Here is a 17,494-nt window from a genome sequence, read left to right as displayed (position 1 = left end):
AATCCGGGGTTTTTCACATGAAAAAGCCGGGCTCGAGGCCCGGCTTTCCGTTTGTGCACTGCAACCTTAGAAAAAATCTAATGTGCGAGCGACTTTCCAGCATCGTCGGCACTGTCGGTCGAGGCCGGCGGATTGACCGGTTCGACCCATTCGATCGGCTCCGGCATACGCACCAGCGCGTGGCGCAACACCTCGCCGACACGTGAGACCGGAATGATTTCCATGCCATTCTTCACATTGTCCGGAATCTCCGCCAGATCCTTGGCGTTGTCTTCCGGGATCAGCACCTTCTTGATGCCGCCGCGCAGCGCGGCGAGCAGCTTCTCCTTGAGGCCGCCGATCGGCAAGATGCGGCCGCGAAGCGTTATCTCGCCAGTCATCGCCACATCGGCCCGGACCGGAATGCCCGTCAGCACCGACACAATGGCAGTGGCCATGGCCGCACCAGCGGACGGACCATCCTTCGGCGTCGCGCCTTCCGGCAAGTGCACGTGGATGTCGCGCTTGTCGAACAGCGGCGGCTCGATGCCGAAATCGAGAGCGCGCGAGCGGACATAGGAAGCCGCCGCCGAGATCGATTCCTTCATCACGTCGCGCAGGTTGCCGGTCACCGTCATACGACCCTTGCCGGGCATCATGACACCTTCGACCGTCAGCAGCTCGCCGCCGACTTCCGTCCAGGCAAGACCGGTGACGACACCGACCTGATCGTCGGCCTCGACCTGGCCGAAGCGATAGCGCTGGACACCGAGGTAATCGGCGAGGTTCGCCGCCGTGATGCTCACCGTCTTCTTCTTCGTCTTCAGGATCTCGGTCACGGCCTTGCGCCCGAGCTTCATCAGCTCGCGCTCCAGGCTTCTGACGCCCGCTTCACGGGTGTAGGTCTGGATGATGGCGCGGATCGCATCCTCGCCGACGGAGAACTCCTTCGGCTGCAACGCGTGATCGCGGATCACCTTCGGCATCAGGTGCCGCTTGGCGATTTCGATCTTTTCGTCCTCGGTGTAGCCGGCGATACGGATGATCTCCATGCGGTCCATCAAGGGCGCAGGGATGTTCAGCGTATTGGCGGTCGTCACGAACATCACGCTCGACAGGTCGTATTCGACCTCGAGGTAATGGTCCATGAACGTCGAATTCTGCTCGGGATCGAGCACCTCGAGCAGGGCCGACGACGGATCGCCGCGGAAGTCCTGGCCCATCTTGTCGATCTCGTCGAGCAGGAAGAGCGGGTTGGACTTCTTCGCCTTCTTCATCGACTGGATGACCTTGCCGGGCATCGAGCCGATATAGGTGCGCCGATGGCCACGGATCTCGGCTTCGTCACGCACGCCGCCGAGCGCCATGCGGATGAATTCGCGACCGGTCGCCTTGGCGATCGACTTGCCGAGCGAGGTCTTGCCGACGCCGGGAGGGCCGACGAGGCACAGGATCGGCCCCTTCAGCTTCTTCTGACGGCTCTGCACGGCCAGATACTCGACGATGCGGTCCTTGACCTTGTCGAGGCCGAAGTGATCGGTGTCGAGCACGTTCTGGGCGTAGGCCAGGTCCTGCTTGACCTTGGAGTTCTTGCCCCACGGGATCGACAGCAGCCAATCGAGGTAGTTGCGCACGACGGTCGATTCAGCCGACATCGGCGACATCGTCCTCAGCTTCTTCAATTCGGCTTCCGCCTTTTCGCGGGCCTCCTTGGACAGCTTGGTCTTCTTGATGCGCGCCTCGATCTCGGCGGCCTCGTCGCGGCCGTCCTCGCCCTCGCCGAGCTCCTTCTGGATCGCCTTCATCTGCTCGTTGAGGTAGTATTCGCGCTGCGTCTTCTCCATCTGGCGCTTGACGCGCGAGCGGATGCGCTTCTCCACCTGCAGGACGGAGATTTCGGCTTCCATGAAGCCCATCGCCTTTTCCAGCCGCTCCTTGACCGATAGCGTGGCCAGCATTTCCTGCTTTTCAGGGATCTTGATGGCGAGATGCGAGGCAACCGTGTCGGCGAGCTTGGAATAGTCGTCGATCTGGCTGGCGGCACCCACCACTTCAGGCGAGATCTTCTTGTTCAGCTTGACGTAGTTCTCGAAGTCGGTGACGACCGAGCGGGCCAGCGCCTCGACCTCGACCTCTTCCTCTTCCGGCTCGACCAGCGCCGTGGCGCGGGCTTCGTGGAAATCGGGACGGTCGGTGAACGAAACGATCTTGGCACGCGAAGCGCCCTCCACCAGGACCTTGACGGTGCCGTCGGGCAGCTTCAGCAGTTGCAGCACATTGGCGAGCGTGCCGATGTCGAAGATCGCATCGGGCTCGGGATCGTCATCGGCGGCATTCATCTGGGTGGCAAGCAGGATCTGCTTTTCCTGACCCATCACCTCTTCCAGCGCCTTGATCGACTTTTCGCGCCCGACAAAGAGCGGAACGATCATGTGCGGGAACACCACGATGTCGCGCAGTGGGAGGACTGCGAAGACGCCGTCGCTGGGAGCCTTGGATATTTTGGCCATTGTCCAACCTTTCATGTCGCGGTCGCCATCAGGCCAACCGCGAATCTCATATTAACGACCGGGGATCGTTCCGCCTACCACCGTTTGTGACGGGAGTTTTACAGCACAGAAATCGGGCACCTCGGCCTTCTCGTGTTAGGTGGATGCAAGCGGGGCAAAGATCAAGAGTTAACATCGTCCGCAATCCATTCCATCGCCAAGGTCGCGTGCCCTTCACAGCAAAACGGCGCCGCGAGGGCGCCGTTCCACAAAAATATGGGTTCAGTTGCCATGTCAGGCGCTGACGTTGCCCTTCTTTTCCTTCTGTTCGGAATAGATGTAGAGCGGCCGGGCACTGCCGGTCACCACTTCCTCCGAAATCACCACTTCGCGCACGCCTTCGAGCGCGGGCAGTTCGAACATGGTGTCGAGCAGGATCGCTTCCATGATCGAGCGCAGGCCGCGCGCGCCGGTCTTGCGCTCGATGGCGCGCTTGGCGATGGCCGACAGGGCGTTCTCGTGGAAGGTCAGGTCGACATTTTCCATCTCGAACAGCCGCTGGTACTGCTTGACCAGCGCGTTCTTCGGCTCGGTCAGGATCTGGATCAGCGCCGGCTCGTCGAGGTCCTCCAGCGTCGCCAGGACGGGCAGACGACCGACGAATTCCGGGATGAGGCCGAACTTCAGCAGATCCTCGGGCTCGACCTGGCGGAAGATGTCGCCGGTGCGGCGATCCTCCGGCGAGGCGACCGTGGCGCCGAAACCGATCGAGGTTTTTCTGCCGCGATCCGAGATGATCTTGTCCAGCCCGGCAAAGGCGCCGCCGCAGATGAACAGGATGTTGGCGGTGTCGACCTGCAGGAATTCCTGCTGCGGATGCTTGCGGCCGCCCTGCGGCGGCACGGAGGCGACCGTGCCTTCCATGATCTTCAGCAGCGCCTGCTGCACGCCCTCGCCCGACACGTCGCGGGTGATCGAGGGATTGTCGGACTTGCGCGAAATCTTGTCGATCTCGTCGATGTAGACGATGCCGCGCTGGGCCCGCTCGACATTGTAGTCGGCCGACTGCAGCAGCTTGAGGATGATGTTCTCGACGTCCTCGCCGACATAACCGGCTTCGGTCAGCGTCGTGGCGTCAGCCATGGTGAAGGGCACGTCGATGATGCGGGCGAGCGTCTGCGCGAGCAGCGTCTTGCCGCAACCGGTCGGGCCGATCAGCAGGATGTTGGACTTGGCCAACTCGACATCGTTGTTCTTACCGGCATGCGCGAGGCGCTTGTAGTGGTTGTGGACCGCCACCGACAGCACGCGCTTGGCGTAGGGCTGGCCGATGACATAGTCGTCGAGAACCTTGAGGATTTCCTGCGGTGTCGGCACGCCCTCGCGCGACTTCACCATCGAGGTTTTGTTCTCCTCGCGGATGATGTCCATGCACAGTTCGACGCATTCGTCGCAGATGAAGACCGTCGGACCGGCGATCAGCTTGCGCACCTCATGCTGGCTCTTGCCGCAAAACGAGCAATAAAGCGTGTTCTTCGAGTCACCGCTGTTGTTGCCGACCTTGCTCATTTTCCTGTCCTTTCATCGCCGCCCGCCGATGGTCTGGCTGAAAGGGCGCATACTCTATTTATCGCGGGAATCCGCCGCCGCCAGTGTCCCGGCTCCCGCAACGTATTCCGTACGAAACACAAATCAGAAAACGTGGCAATGATTCGCAGCAACCCCACACAAAGCTAAGCCGTCGAAAATCAACATAGCCTTAACGTAGGCAATCCCGACCGTCGAGGGAACAGCCAATTGTGGCCGAAATGCCGCAAGACGCGCCAAAAGCGCGTGATGGTGCCATCCAACTGCCACCAGGCCCTTATGCCACGGAGCCTTCAGCCGGCTCGCGCGACGAAATGACCTTGTCGATGAGGCCGAAATCCTTGGCCTCGTCGGCGGTCATGAAATGGTCGCGGTCGAGCGTGCGTTCGATCTCCTCGTAGCTCTTGCCGGTATGCTTGACATAGACCTCGTTGAGACGGCGCTTCAGCTTGACGATGTCCATGGCGTGGCGCTCGATGTCGGAGGCCTGGCCCTGGAAGCCGCCGGAAGGCTGGTGAACCATGATGCGGGCGTTCGGCGTGGCGAAACGCATGTCCTTGTGGCCGGCGGTCAGGAGCAGCGAGCCCATGGAGGCCGCCTGGCCGATGCAGAGCGTCGATACGGCCGGCTTGATGAACTGCATGGTGTCGTAGATCGCCATGCCCGAAGTGACCACGCCGCCCGGCGAATTGATGTAGAGGTTGATTTCCTTCTTCGGATTCTCGGCTTCCAGGAACAGCAGCTGCGCGCAGACCAGCGTCGCCATGCCGTCCTCGACCGGACCGGTGATGAAAATGATGCGCTCCTTGAGGAGGCGCGAGAAGATGTCGTAGGCCCGCTCGCCGCGATTGGTCTGTTCGACCACCATCGGAACGAGGTTCATGTAGGTTTCGACGGGGTTCTTCATCAGTTATCTCTTATCTCGCGGTGGGATTCCGGCGCCGGGAATGCTGGCAGATCGGGCAGAATCGGTTCTGGATCGTTGTTCCGTAGATAGGATGCCGGCTCATCCTTGTGCAAGGCCGACCCGTCCTAGCCATCTGGGTAAGTCGAATCAAGCTTTACGGCCAAGGATTCGCATCGCTGACGCCTGCGCCGGTCCGGAGCAGGCGGTACCGGTCCGCAACGTAGCAGTTTCTTAACCGCGTCACTTAAGGAAATGCGGCAAAACCGCTTTTCTAAGCGGCGGCTTCCCGTACAATTCAACGTTGAACTCGTGCCTACAGTTCAAACAGGGGGAGTATCATGTTCAGGAGAAGCGCATCCTTCGCCATTGCCGCGCTGGCCATGCTCGGCACGACGTCGCAGACGGCGGCCGGCGGCCGCGCCGTGGAATGCTACGAACCGGTCCACACGCCTGACGTCTACGACACGGTCTATGAAGACGTGATGGTCAGTCCGCCCGGCCAGCAGGTCGACTACACCCCGCCCATCTACGGCACCCGCGAACGCGTGGTGATGACCGTTCCCGCACAGGTGACCTACGAGGTCGTGCCTGCCATCACCCGCACCGTCTACCACACGGTGAGGGTCGATGGCGGCGGCTATTCCTGGGAATGGCGCGTCATCCATGGCCGCAGGGTCCTATGCAAAGTCTGGCACAAGGCGCGCTACGAACGCGTCGCCGAGACCGTGGTGATCCAGCCTGAACGCACGCGGCGCGTCGTCATCCCGGCGCAATACGACCAGATCGCCGAGGAAGTGCTGGTGCAGCCGGAGCAAAGGCGCATCATCGACGTTCCCGCCTCCTACCAGACGGTCGCGCGGCGCGTTCTGGTCCGCGAAGGGTCGTCGGGCTGGCGGCGCGTGCAGATTCCGAGGCACTGCCAGGATTAGGCCTCCTCCGCCCGCAGCCAACGCTTCAAGTCGGCGACATCGCTATCGCCGATAGCCGCAGCAACGCGCCGGCCGACTGCCGCACCGAACTTGTAGCCGTGGCCGGAGCAGGCCGAGACGATCAGGCACCGGCCCCTCTCGTGCGCCATGAACTTTTCGTCGGCGGTGAAGGTGTAGGCGCAGGTGACCACCTCAGTCACGTTGTATTCCTGAATACGGGCAACCGGTGGCGAAAACAGGTTGCGGATCGCCTCGCCCTCGCCTGGCACCGGCTGACGGTTCCAGTCGGCGTCGCTGGTCGGCACCCGGTGCAGACCTGAGCCAAATTTCATGCCGGCGCCGCCGGAGGGCGGGATTACGTAGCCATCAACAGCGCCGCCGACGTCGAGGACGACCGGTGCCGCCTCCCAGGCCGCCTTCAGGTCGGCCGGCGGTTCGACATAGGCAAGGGCTGTCCGATAGGTCTTCAGCTCGCCGTCCAGGTCCGGAAACAGCTTCAGCACCCAGGCGCCAGCCGTGACGACGATGCGGTCGGCCTGCATGGTTTCGCCGCTTTCGAGCATGACGCGGCCGGTTTCGGAGTCGATCGCGGTCACCCTGCTGTGTTCGTAGACATTGGCGCCGTTGGCGCGCAGCCAGGCGGCAAGGCCGGAAGCGATCTTGCGGCAGTGGAGCGCGCCGCCTTCCGGTGAATAATAGGCATAGCGGAACGTGCCGGCTTGCAAAAACGGCCAGCGTTCGACGGCTGCGTCCGGTTCCAGCAATTCAAAAGGGAAATTGCCCTCCTCCAGGCCCTCGCGATATTCCTCGGCCTCGTCGCCCGCTTCGCGCGAAATGCAGACGAAACCACGCGCATCGAGATGGCTTTCGCCGAGATCGGTCCACATCTCGTCCCAGGCCTCATAGGCCTCGGTGATCAGCCGGCCGTAGCCGGTTCCGGCACGGTAGGCGCGACGGATGATGCGGTGATGGTCGCCGGACGCGGCCAGCGGGTTGGGGATCGGCCCCTGCTCGACGATCGACACGCTGTGGCCGGCCTTGACCAGCGACCACGCCGTGGAGAGACCGGCAATCCCCGCGCCGACAACGATCACGTTCATCCGTTCAGGCCTTCCGCAGCCGCGCCGGCTGGCTCAATTCATTGGAGTGCGGACGCCAACATACGGTCTGGAATGAGGCTGGCAAGCCGCGCTATGGGTCTGGCATGACCAATTCGACGCTCCCCTATCTTGGCTTTGATCCAGCCGCTCGCCGGCTGCGGCTCGACCCGCACGAGCCGGCTTTCTTCCTGAACCCGTATGAGGCTTACGCCTTCCTGCATGGCGTCTCCAATGCCTTCTTCTGGGAGGAATTCGGCTTCTGGTGCTTTGGCGGCTTCGACGATGTCAACCGGCTGCTGCGCGACCGCCGCTTCGGCCGCCAGAACCCGGCCGGCATTCCCGACAGCCGTGGCGTCGGCCAGGACCGAAGCCATCTCAGGGCGTTCGACGGCATTGAAGCCAACTCCATGCTCGAGCTGGAACCGCCGGTGCACACGCGGCTGAGAACGCTGGTCAACCGCGCCTTCGTCTCGCGCCAGGTCGAGCGGCTGCGGCCACGGGTCGAGGCGCTCGCCAACGAACTGATCGACCGCTTTGATCCGACCGGGCCGGTCGACCTTTTGCCTGCCTTCGCTTCTCCCCTGCCGATCACCATCATCGCCGAAATGCTCGGCGTGCCGGTCGAGATGGGGCCGCAACTGCTCGACTGGTCTCATCAGATGGTCGCCATGTACATTCATGGGCGCACGCGCGAGACCGAGGAGACGGCCAACCGCGCCGCTAGCGAATTTGCCGATTTCCTGCGCGGCTACGTCGCCGAGCGGCGCAAGAATCCCGGCGACGACCTCTTGTCGCTGCTGATATCGGCGCAGGAAGACGGCCAGAGATTGTCCGAGGACGAAATGGTGTCCTCGGCCATCCTGCTGCTCAATGCCGGCCATGAAGCGACCGTGCATCAGACCGGCAACGCGGTGCGCTCGATCCTGGCGCAAGGCGGCGATCCCAGCCGCTTCTTCACGTCGGCGGAAGCAACCGCCGCAACCGTCGAGGAATGCCTGCGCTTCGACGCGCCCCTGCACATGTTCACGCGCTATGCCTACCAGGAAATCGAGATCGCGCCCGGCATCGTCGTGCAGCCCGGCCAGACCATCGGGCTCTTGCTCGGCATGGCCAATCACGATCCGCGCGCCTTTGCCGAACCGCGGGCCTTCCGGCCGGATCGCACCGACCAGAAGAACGTGTCCTTCGGCGCCGGGATCCATTTCTGCATCGGCGCGCCGCTGGCCCGGCTCGAACTGCAGGTGTCGCTGAAGACTTTGTTCGAGCGGCGCCCGCGGCAGCATCTTGCCGAAACCCCGCGCTTCCGCGACACTTACCACTTCCATGGGCTGGAAACGCTCGCTGTCGGCTTCTGAACGATCGCGGGCCTGGGGCTGCGCGATGAGACTGTTTTGGAGACCGGCGGCGGCGTTCGTATTGGCGTTGCTATCCGCCTGCCTGGGAACCGCGGCGCGCGCCCAGCAGCAGCCGGAGAACATCCCCTGGGAGAACAGCAAGGCCATCGCCCAGAAGATGGCGATGGGCCTTCTGGAGCGGCAGACCGGATCGAAGGGCCTGCCGCTGGCATCCTTCGCCATCGAGGTCGATCTCAATCTCGACGGTTTGCCTGAGATCTTCGCCTACCGCTATGCGCCGGGCTGCGACGGCGTCAATTGCGGCAACTTCCTGTTCGTCCTGGAAGGAGACGGCTACCAGGAGGTTCTCGGCGACATTCCGGGCGCACGACTGGTGCCGCAGGACAAGATCGCGCTCAGCCCTTTCAAACGGAACGGCTTCTTCGACATCCAGTCCGACACGATGACAATCGGCTGGGACGGAAAGCGCTATGTCGACGCCTCGACCTTTCCGGCTTCGACGCTTGATGGCGAAGCTTTCGTGGCGGCCTGCCAGAAAAACAAGCTGAGCCAAGAGGCTTCACAAAGCGAAACAGAGCAAATGCGTGCCGCTTGCCAATGCCAGTTCAACCGATTTCAGACGGTCGGCCTCACCCAGGCCGACCTTGACGCGTATACGGCCTCGCTTGTCGGCGAAGATTTCGACTACCCCCTGGGCGACAAGGAGGATGCCTGGCTCAACCTGTCGAAAGGCGCCCAGGACGTCGCCACGGGCTGCGATGTCGCGAGCGGCAAAAGCCAATGGCCGCCAGCCTATTTCGATCATGGCGATCGACCGCAGCAGAAGCTGAACTTCAACGGCTTTCTCGACGCCTGCCCGGCGCAGGATTTCATCCTGACCAACCACAAGACCGGCTCGCCCGATCGCGCGCTCGCGCTTTGCGGCTGCCTGGCTCGGGAGGTCCCGACCTATGGCGTCAGCCAGCAGGGGCTCGACCTCCTGGCGCAGTATTATCGCGACGAGATATCGGACGCCGATATCGAAGCCCAGGACGCCGATCTGCTGACGGCGCACGACAAGTCTTCCGAAGCCTGCCTCAGCCAGTTTCCGGCGAAATAGGTCGCCGCAATCAGTGACCGAAGCGCAATCGATGCTCGTTTGACGAGAACCTTAGAGGCCCTTATGGCAATGCCTGGACCGGATTGGGGTCTGTGTTGGCCTCCATCGCCAGCGGAAAACGCAGCGGCACGGCGTCGACCTTCTCCGTGGCGAAAGAGTTTCTGTTTCGAAGCTGGGCTAGGGCGCGAGTAGCCTCTGCCTGGATTCTGTCAATAATGCGCTTGTTTCTGGGCGGCTGCGGCGCGAACTGGATCAAGGTCGCAGGGCCGCGGTTCTCCGAAACGAACTGGACCTGGGCGCAGAGCGCGGGCATCAGCTGGTAGGTCGTGTTGCGCGCTGCCGTCGTCTGATTTGGGGCAAAGAGAGCGACGTCGACCGCTGCCTTGGGGAGCTTGGTCTTGCTGAGCAGCCACTTTGCCGCACTTTTTGAAACTACGTAGCCGCACGATCCCAGATGTTGTCCGAGGAGCCGCCTTGCTGAGTAGCCCGCCGCAACGGCAACGTGCTGGCTACCGAGCCTCACCCGGTTGAAGAATGTTTCGAGTTTGATGATGTCGGCGTCTGGTGGGATCCAACTCCCATCAGCCAGCAAGGACCCGGCGTCATGACTGAAAACAACGTCATCCTCGAAGACAGCGCCATATCGATCAGGGCCGTCCGCGATGATTTGCCAGCACAGACGGTGGCTGAAGAAGCAGCAGACTTCCGCCTCGGTTAGCGGGGGCGCGACGATAGGTGCGCCGATGGCCGCATCCACCCCCGCGACGCGTTCGAAAGGAATTCCAATGCGGGAGAATTCCGCCGTTACGCCAGCGAGCCGGTCGGCGGACCGGTCAAGATTGATCACCAAACACTTCACTGTGACCCCCAAAGGCGTGCAAGCTGTCAGCGATCTCTACTTCGTGTCTCCGCCTAGGGCAGAAGTTCACCGGCAGTCATTCTCGCGTGTCGAATTTTCTATAAGAGCGCACTAAACTGCAGTCAACTTTGCGTGCGTGCCGAATATTTGCCGCCGTTGAGCCAGGCCCTCTCAAAACCATCACAAGAAAGGACGTGTGGTCCGCACCCTGCGGGCGCGCGAATCATGCCAGCCTTTATGAACTGCCGAGCGATGCGAGCGCCGCCAGATGATGACGCGGTGCGGACTTTCCGGTTGCGGTATTTGGCCGTGTCGTCCGATCGGCCGGCTACAGCTTGATCACATACTCCTTGCGGGTCGTTTCAAGCACTTCCCAGCTGCCCTTGAAGCCCGGCCTCAGCACGAAACTGTCACCGGCCTTGACGGTGTGCGCTTGCCCACCGTCCTCCGCGATCACCGAAATGCCGGACATGATGTGGCAGAATTCCCATTCGTCATAGACGATGCGCCATTTGCCCGGGGTGGATTCCCAGATGCCGGCATAGAGGCCGCCTTCCCGCTCCTCGACATTCCAGGTGCGGAATTTCGGATCGCCCGAGATCAGGCGATCCGGCGCGGGCGCGCCGGATTCAGGTTCGACGCTCTTGGTGTCGACGGAAAGGAAAGCGGCCATCGGCAATCAGACCTTGGCGAGTGCCTGTTCGAGGTCGGCGACGATATCGGTGACATCCTCGATGCCGATCGAAAGCCGCACTGTGTCCGGGCCGGCGCCGGCCTTGACCTTCTGCTCGTCGGAAAGCTGGCGGTGCGTGGTCGACGCCGGATGGATGACCAGCGACTTGGTGTCGCCCACATTGGCCAGATGCGAAAACAGTTCCAGCGCCTCGACGAATTTGACGCCGGCCTCGTAGCCGCCCTTGAGGCCGAAGGTGAACACGGCGCCCGCGCCCAGCGGCGAGTATTTCTTCTGCAGCGCGTTGTTCTTGTCGCTGGGAAGGCCGGGGTAGTTCACCCAGGCGACCTTGGGGTGGTTGGACAGCCAGCCGGCGACCGTGACCGCATTGTCGCAATGACGCTGCATGCGCAGCGGCAAGGTTTCCAGGCCAGTCAGGATAAGGAAGGCGTTGAAGGGCGAGATCGCCGGGCCGAGGTCGCGCAGGCCGAGCACGCGCGCGGCGATGGCGAAGGCGAAATTGCCGAAGGTTTCGTGCAGGACGAGGCCGCCATATTCGGGGCGCGGTTCCGACAGCATCGGATATTTGCCCGATTTCGACCAGTCGAAGGTGCCGCCGTCGACGATGACGCCGCCGATCGAATTGCCGTGGCCGCCGATGAACTTGGTCAGCGAGTGGACGACGATGTCGGCGCCGTGCTCGATCGGCCGGATCAGATAGGGCGATGCCAGCGTGTTGTCGACGATCAGCGGCAGGCCGTGCTTGCGGGCGATGTCGCCGATCTTTTCGATGTCGACGAAAGTACCGCCTGGATTGGCCAGGCTTTCGATGAAGATCGCCTTGGTCCTGTCGTCGATCTGGCTCTCGAAGGTCGAGACGTCGTTGGTGTCGGCCCAACGGACTTCCCAGCCGTAATTCTTGAAGGCATGGCCGAACTGGTTGATCGAGCCGCCATATAGCCTTGTCGCGGCGACGAAATTGTCACCCGGCTGCATCAGATTGTGGAACACGATGACCTGCGCGGCGTGGCCGGACGCGACCGCAAGGGCGGCCGTGCCGCCCTCGAGTGCCGCAACGCGCTCTTCAAGCACGGCCTGCGTCGGGTTCATGATGCGGGTGTAGATGTTGCCGAAGGCCTTCAGCCCGAACAGGGACGCGGCGTGGTCGGCATCGTCGAAGACGAAGGAGGTCGTCTGGTAGATCGGCGTGGCGCGCGCGCCGGTGGCTGGATCGGGCTTGGCGCCGGCATGGACGGCGAGCGTGTTGAAACCGGGCGTACGGGTCACTTAAAACCTCCCTCGAGAACCTTCTGAAAATCGCCGGGCATTCTTGGCGAAGCCCGGCTCGGAATGCAAAGAAGAAAATACCCTTCGGCGTAGGATCTTCGATCAAACCGCAGGATAATACAGCGCTAGCCGGAATATTTTTGCGCTTCTCGCTCGCGGCCTATTTCTGGCGCACGCCGAAACTCTGGAAACCCTGGCGCATCAGCGGCTTCTTGGACGACAGCACCCCGGAATTGACACCGGTCCAGCCGATCTCGCCGGAGAGCTTGCCGTATTCGATCTTGGGGCAGCGGTTCATCACCACCTTGATGCCGGCCGCCTCGGCGCGCGCGGCCGCCTCGTCATGACGCACGCCGAGCTGCATCCAGATGACTTTCGGCAAGGGATCGAGCCGCAAGACCTCGTCGACAATGCCTGGCACCGCGGTCGCGGCGCGGAAGATGTCGACCATATCGATCGGCTCCGGAATATCGGCCAGCCTGGCATAGGTCATGCGGCCGAGGATTTCCTTGCCGGCCTGGCCAGGATTGACCGGAAACACCGAAAAGCCCTTGGCCAGCAGGTATTTCAGGACAAAATAGCTCGGCCTGACGTCATTGGCCGACGCGCCGACCAAGGCGATGGTCCTCACCGAATTGAGGATGCCGGCGATGTAGGTGTTGTCGTAGCTATCGTGATTCATGCCTCGTCCTCATACAACGCCCCGGCGAGAAAACCATCCGGGTCGTTGCTGAAATCGCGCAACATGCGGAAGTGGTCCGTGTCACGAAAGTCGGCGGGCTCGAGCCCGAATCGGCTGATGCGGAACAGCCGCGCGCCAGGACAGGCCATCAACAATGGCGAGTGCGTCGCCATGATCACCTGCGCGGTGCCCGACTGGTCCATGCGCCGCAGCATCTTCAGCAGTTCGATCTGGCGCGACGGCGACAGAGCGCTTTCCGGCTCGTCGAGGATATAAATGCCTTGCCTGCGGCAGCGCTCCTCGAAGAAGCGGATAAAGCCCTCGCCATGCGACCAGGACAGAAAGTCCGGCGGCGGCGGCCCAAAGGGATCTTCGAGTGCCGCCTGGTCGAGATAACGAGCGACGGAATAGAAGGATTCGGCGCGAAAGAACCAGCCGGCGGTTACCTTCGGCAGCCAGTGGCCACGGAACGTGTCTGCCAGCGCGGCGCCACTCTTGTCGATGGCGATGGAATGGTCGACTGGCCTGTAGCCCTTGCCGCCGCCGGCCTCGTCATAGCCGGCCAGCGCGCCAATCGCCTCGAGAAGCGTGGATTTGCCGGTGCCGTTCTCGCCGACGATGATGGTGATCGGCGTCGTGAATTCGAGTTCAAATTCGTGGCCGCGAAACAACGGCAGGTTCCAGGGGTATTTTTCCCAATCCGCCACGCGCCCGGGGTCGAGCAGGATGCGCTTGAGGTACGGTGCCTTGAGCCGCGTCAGCTGTTTGCGGTAGGCCATCAAGCAGGCAACGAAATCGTGCCGTCTTCGGCGATCGGAAAGGCCGGATTGTGCGCCACTTCCCAGACATGGCCGTCCGCATCGGCGAAATAGCCGTACCAGCCGCCCCAGAAGGCGCGGCCGGCCGGCTTGACGATGCGGCCGCCGGCCTTTTCCGCCATGGCGAGTACCTCGTCGACTTCGGCGTCGGAGCGGGTGTTGTAGGCGAGATAGACGGCGGAAGGCCCCTTGGCGAACGTGATGCCGGAATCCTCCTCGGCACTGGCGCGCGGAAAGAGGCCCAGAATGGCGCCGCCCATCTGGAAGAAGGCGACGCCGTCAGTGATCGCGGCATGCCGTTTCAGCCCCATGGCTTCGTAGAAGCGCACGGCGCGGTCGAGATCATCCGTTGCAATCGTGACGATGGAGATGCGTGGTTCCACGGCTACTCGTCCGTCCATTCCGGCTTGCGCTTGCCGATGAAGGCGCCGATGCCTTCTTCCGCGTCGCGCGCCAGCATGTTCTCGACCATGACGCGCCCGGTATAGGCATAGGCGTCCGCCAACCCCATTTCGGCCTGGGCATAAAAGGCCTCCTTGCCGGTCTTGACCACCAAAGATGATTTGGAAGCAATGGTTTGCGCGTATTTGGTGACGATCTGATTCAGGTATTCGCGCGGCACGACACGGTTGACCAGGCCGAACTCCTTGGCGGTTGCCGCGTCGATCGTCTCGCCGGTCAGAAGCATTTCCATCGCCTGCTTGCGTGAGACGTTGCGCGACAGCGCCACCATCGGCGTCGAGCAGAACAGGCCGATATTGACGCCCGGCGTGCAGAAGGTCGCCTCATGCGAGGCGATCGCCAGGTCGCAACTGGCGACCAGCTGCAGGCCGGCGGCAGTCGCCAGGCCGTCGACTTCGGCGATGACGGGCAAGGGATGGCGCACGATTGTCTGCATCAACTGGGCGCAAGCGGCAAACGTCTCTTCGAAGAAGGCCTTGCCGCGATCGGCGTCGGTGCGGCGCGCCGTCATTTCCTTGAGATCATGGCCCGCGCAGAACACTTTCCCCGCCGCCGACAAGATGATGACGCGAACCGCCTTGTCGGCCTTGGCGCGGTCGAGCTCCGCCGTCAATGTCGCCATTACTCCAAGCGACAAAGCGTTGGCGGGCGGATTGGCGAGCGTGAGCCGCAGCACGCCCTTGTCCAGCCTGGCCGTGACCGGGCCCTCGGCAACGGCAGGCTTGATGGCAAGGATTTCGGCCATGGCTAAGTCTCCACGATTCCGCTCGGCGTTGGCAGACTATCTAATATCGGATCGGGTTTCGTCCAACACCCATCGCTTGCGCCAGAAGGCTGAGGGTGTTGCCAGGAACGCCCGGCTGCGCCCATACAGGCCGGGAGCAAAGCGAGAGACCGACATGCCCGCCCAGACCAATCTCAAGCCAGTGCTGACCGCAGCACAAGTCAATGTACTGATGGAAACCGTCTATCCGCAACTCAACGAGCAGTTCAAATATTACGAGGCTGTCGACGTTTTCCCAGGCGGCTGCACCGTGCGGCTCAATGCCGGCGAACGTCATTTGCGCCCGGGCGGCACGGTATCCGGTCCGTCGCTGTTCACGCTTGCCGACATTGGCGGCTATGTCTGCGTGCTCTCCCATGCCGGACCGGACGCGCTGTCCGTGACGGTCAACCTCGACATCAACTTCGTGCGCAAGGCCGAGGCCGGGCCGATCGATGGCCATTGCCGCATCCTGAAGCTCGGAAAGAGCCTGATGGTCTTCGACATCGACATCGTCGCCGGGCCCGAAGGACACACCATCGCGCACGCCACGGGCACCTATTCTATCCCGCCGAAGCGGCCGTGATGATCGAATTTCCGAGCAATGTGTATATATATGCGCAAGGGTGACTTTTGCTTGAGCGTGACAGCCGTAAGATCATAAAGCACCTCAAGGAGGATGGGTTCGAGCTGATTTTCGATACGCGGCTCGCACCACAAATTCCGGAAGGGCGAGATCGTGCTGATTGTTCCGCATCCCGAAAAAGACCTGCCTGCCGGCACTGCTCGCGCGATCGCCAAGCAGGCTGGTTGGATCGGATAGGCAATGTTGCGCCGGAGACCTTCATGAAGAGCTATTTCGCCTTGGTCGACAAAGACCCCGACAGCGCGTTCGGTATTCGCTTTCCCGACATTCCCGGCTGCTTTTCGGCCGCCGATGTGGCCGAGGACATCGTACCCAATGCGGTTGAAGCCTTGCAATTGTGGGCGGAGGACATGCCGGTTCCAGAGCCGTCCAGCCACGAAGCGATTGTCGCTCTTCCCGATATACGCAGCGCGCTTGCCGAAGGCGGCTATCTGATCTCGGTGCCGCTCATCGACAATGACAGCGCGGTCGTGAGGGCGAATGTGACTTTCGAGCGTGGCGTCCTGCGGGCGATCGACGCAGCCGCGCGCGAGCGCGGCCTTACACGATCCGCATTCCTTTCCAGCGCAGCTCGCAAGGAAATCGAGGCAAAACACTGAGGCGGACCAGGAACATGGGCGCCGGCAGATGTGGTAAAATAATACCTTTTAAGCAAGTGTCTGTTTTTACTTATCTTTCTTCGAAATTTGCTTTACCACTTGCCTTGACGCGATCCCTCCCCTCGCCTATAAGCCCTCACGAAGCAGCGGCCCGCAAAGGCCGCCGTTTTGTTATTGGCGGTGGGCAAGTGCTCATCGGCAATCCAAGCAACAAGAAACGCCTTCCCCGTGAAGGTCAAAACCGAGAGCAGAAAACATGACAACCTTTTCGCAGAAGCCTGCGGATGTGGTGAAGAAGTGGATCCTGATCGACGCCGAGGGTCTCGTCGTCGGCCGTCTTGCCACTGTCATCGCCAATCATCTTCGCGGCAAGCACAAGCCGACCTTCACCCCACATGTCGACGACGGCGACAACGTCATCGTCATCAATGCCGACAAGGTGGTGTTCACCGGCAAGAAGTTCACCGACAAGGTCTACTACTGGCACACCGGCCACCCCGGCGGCATCAAGGAGCGCACCGCGCGCCAGCTGCTCGAGGGCCGTTTCCCCGAGCGTGTCGTCGAGAAGGCCGTTGAGCGCATGGTCCCGCGTGGCCCGCTCGGCCGTCGCCAGATGAAGAACCTGCGCGTCTATGCAGGCGCCGAGCATCCGCATGTCGCCCAGCAGCCAGAAGTCCTCGACGTGGCCAAGCTGAATTCCAAGAACAAGAAGGTCGCATAAGATGGCTGAGCTTTCCTCGCTCGCAGAACTGGGCGCCGCCACCGGCAACACGAATACGCAGGCAGCGGCACCCGTCCACGTCCAGAAGCTCGACAAGTCGGGCCGCGCCTATGCCACCGGCAAGCGCAAGAACGCCATCGCGCGCGTCTGGGTGAAGCCGGGTTCCGGCAAGATCGTCGTCAACGACAAGGAATTCGCGACCTATTTCGCGCGTCCGGTCCTGCAGATGATCCTCAACCAGCCGATCATCGCCTCCAACCGTTCGGGCCAGTACGACATCGTCGCCACCGTCGTCGGCGGCGGCCTCTCCGGCCAGGCCGGTGCGGTGCGTCACGGCATCTCCAAGGCGCTGACCTACTACGAGCCGGCACTGCGCGCCGTGCTCAAGAAGGGCGGCTTCCTGACCCGCGACAGCCGCGTCGTCGAGCGCAAGAAGTACGGCAAGGCAAAAGCCCGCCGCTCCTTCCAGTTCTCGAAGCGCTAAGCGCTCCGCAGTTTGGACAATCGAAAAGGCCGCCTCCGGGCGGCCTTTTTGCGTT

The 17,494-nt window shown here is 62.2% G+C and carries 19 protein-coding genes and 1 pseudogene; 9 read left to right on the top strand and 11 right to left on the bottom strand.

Annotated elements, in window-relative coordinates:
• Nucleotides 1-77: 77 nt before the first annotated feature.
• The 3 genes from lon to clpP all read right to left on the bottom strand — a co-directional run bounded on the left by lon (nt 78) and on the right by clpP (nt 4,962).
• Nucleotides 78-2,489, bottom strand: a complete 2,412-nt coding sequence (lon, locus tag QQK95_RS32955; RefSeq protein WP_284278811.1) for an endopeptidase La — start codon at nt 2,487-2,489, stop codon at nt 78-80.
• A 273-nt stretch (nt 2,490-2,762) separates the two neighbouring features.
• Complete coding sequence (gene clpX, locus QQK95_RS32950; protein ID WP_010915651.1) at nt 2,763-4,037, bottom strand: ATP-dependent Clp protease ATP-binding subunit ClpX; 1,275 nt, start codon at nt 4,035-4,037, stop codon at nt 2,763-2,765.
• A 295-nt stretch (nt 4,038-4,332) separates the two neighbouring features.
• The gene (gene clpP / locus QQK95_RS32945; RefSeq protein WP_284278743.1) at nt 4,333-4,962 is read right to left on the bottom strand and encodes an ATP-dependent Clp endopeptidase proteolytic subunit ClpP; all 630 of its coding nucleotides are present in this window, start codon (nt 4,960-4,962) and stop codon (nt 4,333-4,335) included.
• Between the two features lie 338 nt (nt 4,963-5,300).
• Between clpP and QQK95_RS32940 the strand changes: the two genes are divergently transcribed.
• Nucleotides 5,301-5,891 carry a hypothetical protein gene (locus QQK95_RS32940; protein ID WP_284278742.1) on the top strand — a complete coding sequence of 197 codons (591 nt, stop codon included), beginning with the start codon at nt 5,301-5,303 and terminating at the stop codon, nt 5,889-5,891.
• On the opposite strand, the gene QQK95_RS32935 is transcribed toward QQK95_RS32940, so the two are convergent.
• Nucleotides 5,888-6,991: an NAD(P)/FAD-dependent oxidoreductase gene (locus tag QQK95_RS32935; protein ID WP_284278741.1), complete on the bottom strand. Its 1,104-nt coding sequence runs from the start codon at nt 6,989-6,991 to the stop codon at nt 5,888-5,890. The genes QQK95_RS32940 and QQK95_RS32935 overlap by 4 nt on opposite strands.
• A gap of 104 nt (nt 6,992-7,095) precedes the next feature.
• Here QQK95_RS32935 and QQK95_RS32930 point away from each other — a divergent pair, with 104 nt between their 5' ends.
• Nucleotides 7,096-8,346, top strand: a complete 1,251-nt coding sequence (locus QQK95_RS32930; protein ID WP_284278740.1) for a cytochrome P450 — start codon at nt 7,096-7,098, stop codon at nt 8,344-8,346.
• A 25-nt stretch (nt 8,347-8,371) separates the two neighbouring features.
• The gene (locus tag QQK95_RS32925) at nt 8,372-9,445 is read left to right on the top strand and encodes a hypothetical protein (RefSeq protein WP_284278739.1); all 1,074 of its coding nucleotides are present in this window, start codon (nt 8,372-8,374) and stop codon (nt 9,443-9,445) included.
• Between the two features lie 61 nt (nt 9,446-9,506).
• Here the strand turns inward: QQK95_RS32925 and QQK95_RS32920 are convergent, their stop codons facing one another.
• The 7 genes from QQK95_RS32920 to QQK95_RS32890 all read right to left on the bottom strand — a co-directional run bounded on the left by QQK95_RS32920 (nt 9,507) and on the right by QQK95_RS32890 (nt 14,971).
• Complete coding sequence (locus QQK95_RS32920; protein WP_284278738.1) at nt 9,507-10,292, bottom strand: glycosyltransferase family 25 protein; 786 nt, start codon at nt 10,290-10,292, stop codon at nt 9,507-9,509.
• 340 nt (nt 10,293-10,632) lie between these two features.
• Nucleotides 10,633-10,977 carry a cupin domain-containing protein gene (locus tag QQK95_RS32915; protein ID WP_284278737.1) on the bottom strand — a complete coding sequence of 115 codons (345 nt, stop codon included), beginning with the start codon at nt 10,975-10,977 and terminating at the stop codon, nt 10,633-10,635.
• Nucleotides 10,978-10,983: 6 nt separating this feature from the next.
• Nucleotides 10,984-12,264 carry an O-acetylhomoserine aminocarboxypropyltransferase gene (locus QQK95_RS32910; protein ID WP_284278736.1) on the bottom strand — a complete coding sequence of 427 codons (1,281 nt, stop codon included), beginning with the start codon at nt 12,262-12,264 and terminating at the stop codon, nt 10,984-10,986.
• 160 nt (nt 12,265-12,424) lie between these two features.
• The gene (locus QQK95_RS32905) at nt 12,425-12,946 is read right to left on the bottom strand and encodes a CoA-binding protein (RefSeq protein WP_284278734.1); all 522 of its coding nucleotides are present in this window, start codon (nt 12,944-12,946) and stop codon (nt 12,425-12,427) included.
• The gene (locus tag QQK95_RS32900) at nt 12,943-13,725 is read right to left on the bottom strand and encodes an AAA family ATPase (RefSeq protein ID WP_284278733.1); all 783 of its coding nucleotides are present in this window, start codon (nt 13,723-13,725) and stop codon (nt 12,943-12,945) included. Before QQK95_RS32900 ends, QQK95_RS32905 begins: the two co-directional genes overlap by 4 nt.
• A complete protein-coding gene (locus tag QQK95_RS32895; RefSeq protein WP_284278732.1) occupies nt 13,725-14,147 on the bottom strand; it encodes a VOC family protein in 423 nt (140 codons plus the stop codon). The genes QQK95_RS32900 and QQK95_RS32895 overlap by 1 nt, the downstream gene beginning before the upstream one ends.
• A gap of 2 nt (nt 14,148-14,149) precedes the next feature.
• Nucleotides 14,150-14,971, bottom strand: a complete 822-nt coding sequence (locus QQK95_RS32890) for an enoyl-CoA hydratase (protein ID WP_284278731.1) — start codon at nt 14,969-14,971, stop codon at nt 14,150-14,152.
• Between the two features lie 154 nt (nt 14,972-15,125).
• On the opposite strand from QQK95_RS32890, the gene QQK95_RS32885 reads away from it, so the two are divergent.
• The 6 genes and pseudogenes from QQK95_RS32885 (at nt 15,126) to rpsI (ending at nt 17,439) form a co-directional block, all read left to right on the top strand.
• Entirely contained in the window at nt 15,126-15,575 is a 450-nt protein-coding gene (locus tag QQK95_RS32885; RefSeq protein WP_284278730.1) for a PaaI family thioesterase, read from the top strand.
• Nucleotides 15,576-15,622: 47 nt separating this feature from the next.
• Nucleotides 15,623-15,812: pseudogene (locus QQK95_RS32880) on the top strand (type II toxin-antitoxin system HicA family toxin).
• Nucleotides 15,813-15,835: 23 nt separating this feature from the next.
• Nucleotides 15,836-16,234, top strand: coding sequence for a type II toxin-antitoxin system HicB family antitoxin (locus QQK95_RS32875; protein WP_284278729.1), 399 nt, complete (start codon nt 15,836-15,838; stop codon nt 16,232-16,234).
• Nucleotides 16,235-16,248: 14 nt separating this feature from the next.
• A complete protein-coding gene (locus QQK95_RS32870) occupies nt 16,249-16,494 on the top strand; it encodes a hypothetical protein (RefSeq protein WP_284278728.1) in 246 nt (81 codons plus the stop codon).
• Nucleotides 16,491-16,955, top strand: a complete 465-nt coding sequence (gene rplM / locus QQK95_RS32865) for a 50S ribosomal protein L13 (RefSeq protein ID WP_010915638.1) — start codon at nt 16,491-16,493, stop codon at nt 16,953-16,955. Before QQK95_RS32870 ends, rplM begins: the two co-directional genes overlap by 4 nt.
• 1 nt (nt 16,956) lies before the next feature.
• Nucleotides 16,957-17,439 (top strand): 30S ribosomal protein S9, encoded by a 483-nt coding sequence (gene rpsI / locus QQK95_RS32860; RefSeq protein WP_010915637.1) that lies wholly within the window; start codon nt 16,957-16,959, stop codon nt 17,437-17,439.
• The last annotated feature ends 55 nt before the right edge of the window (nt 17,440-17,494 follow it).

The sequence above is a fragment of the Mesorhizobium huakuii genome, assembly GCF_030160235.1.
Classification (GTDB): domain Bacteria; phylum Pseudomonadota; class Alphaproteobacteria; order Rhizobiales; family Rhizobiaceae; genus Mesorhizobium; species Mesorhizobium huakuii.
The sequence above is the reverse complement of the archived record's forward strand: the minus strand, read 5'-3'. Positions and strand labels throughout refer to the sequence as shown.

What these genes read in the sequence shown, in the direction of transcription:
- lon (WP_284278811.1), bottom strand. Translation starts at nt 2,489, where the DNA reads ATGGCCAAAATATCCAAGGCTCCCAGCGACGGCGTCTTCGCAGTCCTC.
- clpX (WP_010915651.1), bottom strand. Translation starts at nt 4,037, where the DNA reads ATGAGCAAGGTCGGCAACAACAGCGGTGACTCGAAGAACACGCTTTAT.
- clpP (WP_284278743.1), bottom strand. Translation starts at nt 4,962, where the DNA reads ATGAAGAACCCCGTCGAAACCTACATGAACCTCGTTCCGATGGTGGTC.
- QQK95_RS32940 (WP_284278742.1), top strand. Translation starts at nt 5,301, where the DNA reads ATGTTCAGGAGAAGCGCATCCTTCGCCATTGCCGCGCTGGCCATGCTC.
- QQK95_RS32935 (WP_284278741.1), bottom strand. Translation starts at nt 6,991, where the DNA reads ATGAACGTGATCGTTGTCGGCGCGGGGATTGCCGGTCTCTCCACGGCG.
- QQK95_RS32930 (WP_284278740.1), top strand. Translation starts at nt 7,096, where the DNA reads ATGACCAATTCGACGCTCCCCTATCTTGGCTTTGATCCAGCCGCTCGC.
- QQK95_RS32925 (WP_284278739.1), top strand. Translation starts at nt 8,372, where the DNA reads ATGAGACTGTTTTGGAGACCGGCGGCGGCGTTCGTATTGGCGTTGCTA.
- QQK95_RS32915 (WP_284278737.1), bottom strand. Translation starts at nt 10,977, where the DNA reads ATGGCCGCTTTCCTTTCCGTCGACACCAAGAGCGTCGAACCTGAATCC.
- QQK95_RS32905 (WP_284278734.1), bottom strand. Translation starts at nt 12,946, where the DNA reads ATGAATCACGATAGCTACGACAACACCTACATCGCCGGCATCCTCAAT.
- QQK95_RS32900 (WP_284278733.1), bottom strand. Translation starts at nt 13,725, where the DNA reads ATGGCCTACCGCAAACAGCTGACGCGGCTCAAGGCACCGTACCTCAAG.
- QQK95_RS32890 (WP_284278731.1), bottom strand. Translation starts at nt 14,971, where the DNA reads ATGGCCGAAATCCTTGCCATCAAGCCTGCCGTTGCCGAGGGCCCGGTC.
- QQK95_RS32885 (WP_284278730.1), top strand. Translation starts at nt 15,126, where the DNA reads ATGCCCGCCCAGACCAATCTCAAGCCAGTGCTGACCGCAGCACAAGTC.
- QQK95_RS32875 (WP_284278729.1), top strand. Translation starts at nt 15,836, where the DNA reads ATGAAGAGCTATTTCGCCTTGGTCGACAAAGACCCCGACAGCGCGTTC.
- QQK95_RS32870 (WP_284278728.1), top strand. Translation starts at nt 16,249, where the DNA reads ATGGGCGCCGGCAGATGTGGTAAAATAATACCTTTTAAGCAAGTGTCT.
- rplM (WP_010915638.1), top strand. Translation starts at nt 16,491, where the DNA reads ATGACAACCTTTTCGCAGAAGCCTGCGGATGTGGTGAAGAAGTGGATC.
- rpsI (WP_010915637.1), top strand. Translation starts at nt 16,957, where the DNA reads ATGGCTGAGCTTTCCTCGCTCGCAGAACTGGGCGCCGCCACCGGCAAC.